Here is a 5,405-nt window from a genome sequence, read left to right as displayed (position 1 = left end):
TCAACAGTATTTCCTTTTGATTTACTCATTTTAGCACCATCTTTAAGTACCATTCCTTGCGTAAGTAGCTTATCAAAAGGCTCATCAAAATCAAGATAGCCTAAATCACGAAATACTTTTGTAAAAAATCGTGCATATAAAAGATGTAAAATAGCATGTTCAATCCCACCAATATAGTGATCAACACCCATCCAGTATTTAATCTCTTCAGCAGAGAATGCTTCTTTTTCCCAATTTTGTGGTGAAGCACAAAATCGTAAAAAATACCAACTTGATTCTACAAAAGTATCCATAGTATCTGTCTCACGAGTCGCATCGCCACCACACTCTGGACATTTACAATACTTCCATGTTGGATGGTTTTCAAGTGGATTTCCCTCACCTGTTATCTCTACATCTTCAGGAAGTGCAATAGGTAAATTCTCTTTTTTCTCCATAACAAGACCACATTTAGGGCAATGTACAAATGGAATAGGTGCACCCCAATATCGTTGACGGCTTACACCCCAATCTTTTAACTTATAGTTTGTGGTCTTCTTACCAATCTTTTTCTCTTCAAACATCTCAATAATAAATTGTTGTGATTTTTGAGAATTCATTCCATTAAAATCTTCAGAATTTATCAATTTACCAACTTCCGTAAAAGCAGTTTTTGAAAAGTCATGTTCACCCTCATATGGCGCAATCACTGCGTTTATAGGCAAATCATACTTTTTAGCAAAATCAAAATCTCTATCATCATGGGCAGGAACAGCCATTACTGCACCACTTCCATAATCCATGAGAACAAAGTTTGCTATCCAAACTGGTACTTTTTTTCCAGTTAAAGGATGTACAACGCTTAAATGAAGAGGCAGACCTGATTTCTCTTTTTGTCTATCAATAGAAGAGGTATTTTTCATGGCATTTATTTTTGCAACTGTTTCATCATCAAAAAGTTTATGCTCAATCATATAGTTTACAATAGGATGTTCAGGTGCTAATGCAGTATAACTCACTCCATAAACAGTATCTGGACGCGTAGTAAAGACATCAAAACTTTCAAAGTTACCATCAAGTTTTGCACGAGACTCTTCATCAAAAAACAGATCAAACGCAAGACCATTTGATTTTCCTATCCAATTTTCTTGCATTGTTAAAACTTGTTTTGGCCAGCCACCATCAAGTTTTTTCAAATCAGCTAAAAGCTCATCTGCATAGGCAGTAATTTTGAAGTAGTACTGATTCATATCTTTTTTAACAATAGGAGTATCACATCTCCAGCAACATCCATCAACTACCTGTTCATTTGCAAGAACTGTTTGGTCATTTGGACACCAGTTAAGCATCCCTTTTTCACGGTAAAGCAAGCCTTTTTCATACATATCTATGATGAAACCCTGCTCAAATTTTGTGTAGAGTTCATCACTTGTTGCAAGTTCGCGTTTGCGTGAAAATGAAAAACCAAGAGAGTAAAACTCATTTTTCATATAATCAATATTATCATATGTCCAGCTTTTTGGATGGCTTCCATTTTTAATAGCTGCATTTTCAGCAGGCATACCAAAACTATCAAATCCAATAGGATGTAAAACATTTTTACCCTGTTGTCTATGGTAACGAGCAAAAGCATCTGAAATAGAGTAGTTTCTTACATGTCCCATATGCAAACGACCACTAGGAAAAGGAAACATCGAAAGGATGTACTTTTTCTCTTTAGTAAAATCATCACTCGGCTCAAAACTCTCGTGTTCTTTCCAATACTCTTGCCACTTTTTTTCTACTTCTTTTGCACTATATTCCAAACTCTTTCCTTTACATCACACCTGATTCAAACTGTTCACGCATTCTATTTTTTTCAGCTTCTCTTTTTGCTTTTTCAGCTAATTTTGTATGGTATTTTTTCACATCAAAACCAAACCATAAAAGAATTGGTGAAGCAACAAAAATAGATGAATATGTCCCAACAACAATACCAACAAGCATTGTAAATGCAAATGGATGGATAATTTCTCCACCAAATAAGAAGAGCGTAAATATTACAAAGAATGTTGTAAGTGATGTAAGCGTCGTTCTTGATAGCGTTCTTGTAATAGAATCATTTATGGTCTCTCTAAGCGTCATCTTTTTAGACTCTACAATTCCCTCACGAATACGGTCAAATACAATGATAGTATCGTTAAGTGAATAACCAAGAAGAGTTAAAAGTGCCGCTAAAACATCAAGATTTACATCTATACCAAAAAGTGCAACTAAACCACTAGCAATAGAGACATCATGAATAAGTGCGACAACAGAAGCAACAGCAAAACGCCACTCAAATCTAAACGCAACATAGATTAAAATACCTGCAATAGCAAGAAACATTGACATAAGTCCCTTTTCACGCAACTCATTCCCAACAGTAGGTCCAACAATATCAACACGGCGAATTTTAAAATTTCCTGTTCCTTGTAGTGCCTTTCTTGTTATATCACCAATGCCCTCAGCAACATTTTTACTTGTACTCTTCATACGAATAACAACTTCATCAGCAGAGCCAAATCGTGTAATTGAGGCATCATTAAACATTTTATTTGATTTTAGTTTTTCACGCATCTCTTTAATTGGCGCAGCTTTATCATATTTTACTTGAACAATAGTTCCACCAGCAAAGTCAATACCGTAGTTAAAACCTTTTGTAAGTAAAATCGCATATGAGAGCAACATTAAAGTTATGGAAAGCATAATCGCTTTTTTTGATTTACCCATAAAATCAATAGCTGATTTGTATCTAAAAAATTCCATAATTACCCCTCAATCCCAAACCAAAATTTGTAGTTTTTACTTTTACCAATTTTTTTCTCAAGTAAATCGTAAATACCATGTGTTCCCAAAATAGCTGTAAGCATAGATGCCAAAATACCAATACTCATAGTAATAGCAAAACCTTTAATAGCACCCGTACCATATACATAAAGAACAACAGCAGCTATAAGCGTCGTAATATTTGCATCTAAAATGGCGCTCATTGCGTTTGAGTAACCATCTTCAATAGCTTTGTGCATCGACTTACCTTCATATATTAGTTCACGAATACGCTCCGAGATAATAACATTTGAATCAACTGCCATACCAACAGTAAGGACAATACCTGCCATACCAGGGAGTGTTAAAGTCGCACCAAAAAGGCTCATAATTGCTAACAGTAAAAAGAGATTTGCAATCAAAGCAATATTTGCAATCAGACCTGCCATACGATAATAAACAAGCATAAAAATAATAACTAGAATAAAACCACCAGCAAGTGCTATCATTGATTCTCTAATACTGTCAGCACCTAAACTTGGTCCTACTGAACGCTGTCCCATCATATATACAGGTGCAAGCAATGCTCCCGAACGCAGTGCAATAGCTAAATCTTTTGCACCTAGCACTGTATAGTTACCAGAGATTTGTCCTGAACCTCCACCAATGCGTTCATTAATATTTGGAGCAGAAAAGACTTTACCATCAAGAACAATGGCAAGGCGTTTTCCTACATTTTTACCAGTAAAATCACCAAAAATATCTGCACCCTCTGCGTTTAGTTTAAAGTCGATTACAGGCTTATTGTTTTTGTTAAAACCAACATTTGCACCTGTTAGCATACTTCCATCTAAAATAGGAATCTCATGTACAAGATACTTTACTTTAGGATGTTTTGCATCAGGTAAAATTACATCACCATACTCAGCAGCATCTGCAGGACTCATATTGTAAACTCTCGCATCTCTCGCTTCATCAACTGCCATTAGTTCTAGTTTTGCAGCACGAGATATAAGTTTACGAGCGCGTTGCTCTTCTTGTTGTGTTTTAATTCCAGCGAGTTCTACAACAATTTGATTTTTACCCTGTTTTGCAACATGAGGTTCGGAGAGTCCAAATTGATCAAGTCTGTTTCTAATAGTTTCAATAGCTTGGTTAATAGCCATTTTCTTTATTTTCTGAATCTCTTTAGGAGTAAAAGAGACTACAAAAGTAGAACCATTTTGTACAACTTTTGCGCCTTCTATTTTTGATAAAAATGATTGAAATGACGCTATATCATCACTATCAAGCACTTCAAAACTCACGCTTGTTGCAGTAAAACTTAAATTGTCTATAAGAATCTCTTTACGATCAGCATAATGTTTGACACTTGCTGCAATAGACTTTATACGAGATTTTACTGCTTCATCAGTTTTTACACCCAAAAGCATATGTAAACCGCCTTGCAAATCAAGACCTAGTGTTATTTTTTTGCCCTCTTTTGTCTGAAAAAGTGAAGGCATAGAAAACGCAATACCAAACACTAATGCTAATGCAAAGATGACAATACGGTAATTAAACTTCATCCTCGTACTTCTTTGCAATGGAATCTTTTGTAATTTTAACAATTGTGTCTTTATTCATTTCAACACTTAAAAACTTCTCTTCAACTTTGTGAACAACTACAATAAAACCACCATTTGTGATTACTTTATCACCTTTTTTAAGAGCTGCTAACATCTCTTTTTTCTGTTTTGCCTCTTTTTGTTGAGGGCGTATGATTACATAGTACATAATCGCAATTAAAAATACGAACGGTAATAACTGAGAAATAATTTCCATAGTTTCGGTTTCCTTGAGTAAAATTTGGGAGATTATACAAGAAATATACTAAATAACTAGTAAATTAAGTACAATTTCATTATGAAATATTTTATTCGACACCTTTTGACAGGATTAATTACAGCACTCCTCTTTAGCGCCTTTATCTATTTAGCATATTATGGTTTTACAAACAAACTACTAAACACTCTTTTAGGCATTACAGCTTTTACACTTTTACTCTACATTCCTAAACGCAGCATACTTTTTAGTGGGTTTTTCATAGGTCTTTTATGGTTTTACTGGATAGGATACAGTTTTAAGTATGATGGGGTAGGCTATATGACGCCTTTTATAACTTTTGGGTTTGGCTTGCTCTACCTCATATTCTTTGCACCTTTAGCTTTTACAGACAAGCCCTATCTTCGTGCTTTATTTCTCTTTATTCTCAGTTTTATAGAACCACTGGGATGGAATTGGATGAAACTAGAACTTCCCTTTGTAAATAGTTATGTTGGAGTTTACAAATACCAATTTATTGCCTTGCTTTTAGCACTTAGTCTGCCTGCTCTTATAAAAAACAAAAAGCTCAAGGCAGTTCCTCTTCTTTTACTATTCGCTGCGTTTAACTATGGCTATCCAACACAACACAATGCACCAATTAAAATAAAACTTGTTGCAACGCATATAAAACAAGAAGATAAATGGCAAAGGAAGAACCTCTATCCAACTGTTAATATGATATTTAACGAAATTGATAAAGCAACAAAAGAGGGGTATGATTTAGTTGTATTTCCAGAGTCTGTTTTTCCACTCTTTATGAATAAGAACCCTCT

At 34.7% G+C, this 5,405-nt stretch carries 4 protein-coding genes and 1 pseudogene; 1 reads left to right on the top strand and 4 read right to left on the bottom strand.

The annotated features are described in order from the left end of the window. From leuS to yajC, 4 genes are all read right to left on the bottom strand, one after another. On the bottom strand, positions 1 to 1,784 hold a 1,784-nt coding region (gene leuS, locus MVY38_RS01935), incomplete at its 3' end, for a leucine--tRNA ligase (protein ID WP_297482971.1). A 10-nt stretch (positions 1,785 to 1,794) separates the two neighbouring features. Next, positions 1,795 to 2,766 carry a protein translocase subunit SecF gene (secF, locus tag MVY38_RS01930; protein WP_297433225.1) on the bottom strand — a complete coding sequence of 324 codons (972 nt, stop codon included), beginning with the start codon at positions 2,764 to 2,766 and terminating at the stop codon, positions 1,795 to 1,797. Positions 2,767 to 2,768: 2 nt separating this feature from the next. Beyond that, entirely contained in the window at positions 2,769 to 4,334 is a 1,566-nt protein-coding gene (gene secD / locus MVY38_RS01925; RefSeq protein WP_297482968.1) for a protein translocase subunit SecD, read from the bottom strand. Further along, positions 4,324 to 4,590: a preprotein translocase subunit YajC gene (gene yajC / locus MVY38_RS01920; RefSeq protein WP_297433222.1), complete on the bottom strand. Its 267-nt coding sequence runs from the start codon at positions 4,588 to 4,590 to the stop codon at positions 4,324 to 4,326. Before yajC ends, secD begins: the two co-directional genes overlap by 11 nt. Positions 4,591 to 4,671: 81 nt before the next feature. Here yajC and MVY38_RS01915 point away from each other — a divergent pair. Further along, positions 4,672 to 5,405: pseudogene (locus MVY38_RS01915) on the top strand (apolipoprotein N-acyltransferase); the annotation flags it as partial.

It is taken from the genome of Sulfurimonas sp. (assembly GCF_027056685.1).
GTDB lineage: Bacteria > Campylobacterota > Campylobacteria > Campylobacterales > Sulfurimonadaceae > Sulfurimonas.
Note: the sequence above shows the minus strand (reverse complement) of the source record. Positions and strands in the feature narration are given on the sequence as shown.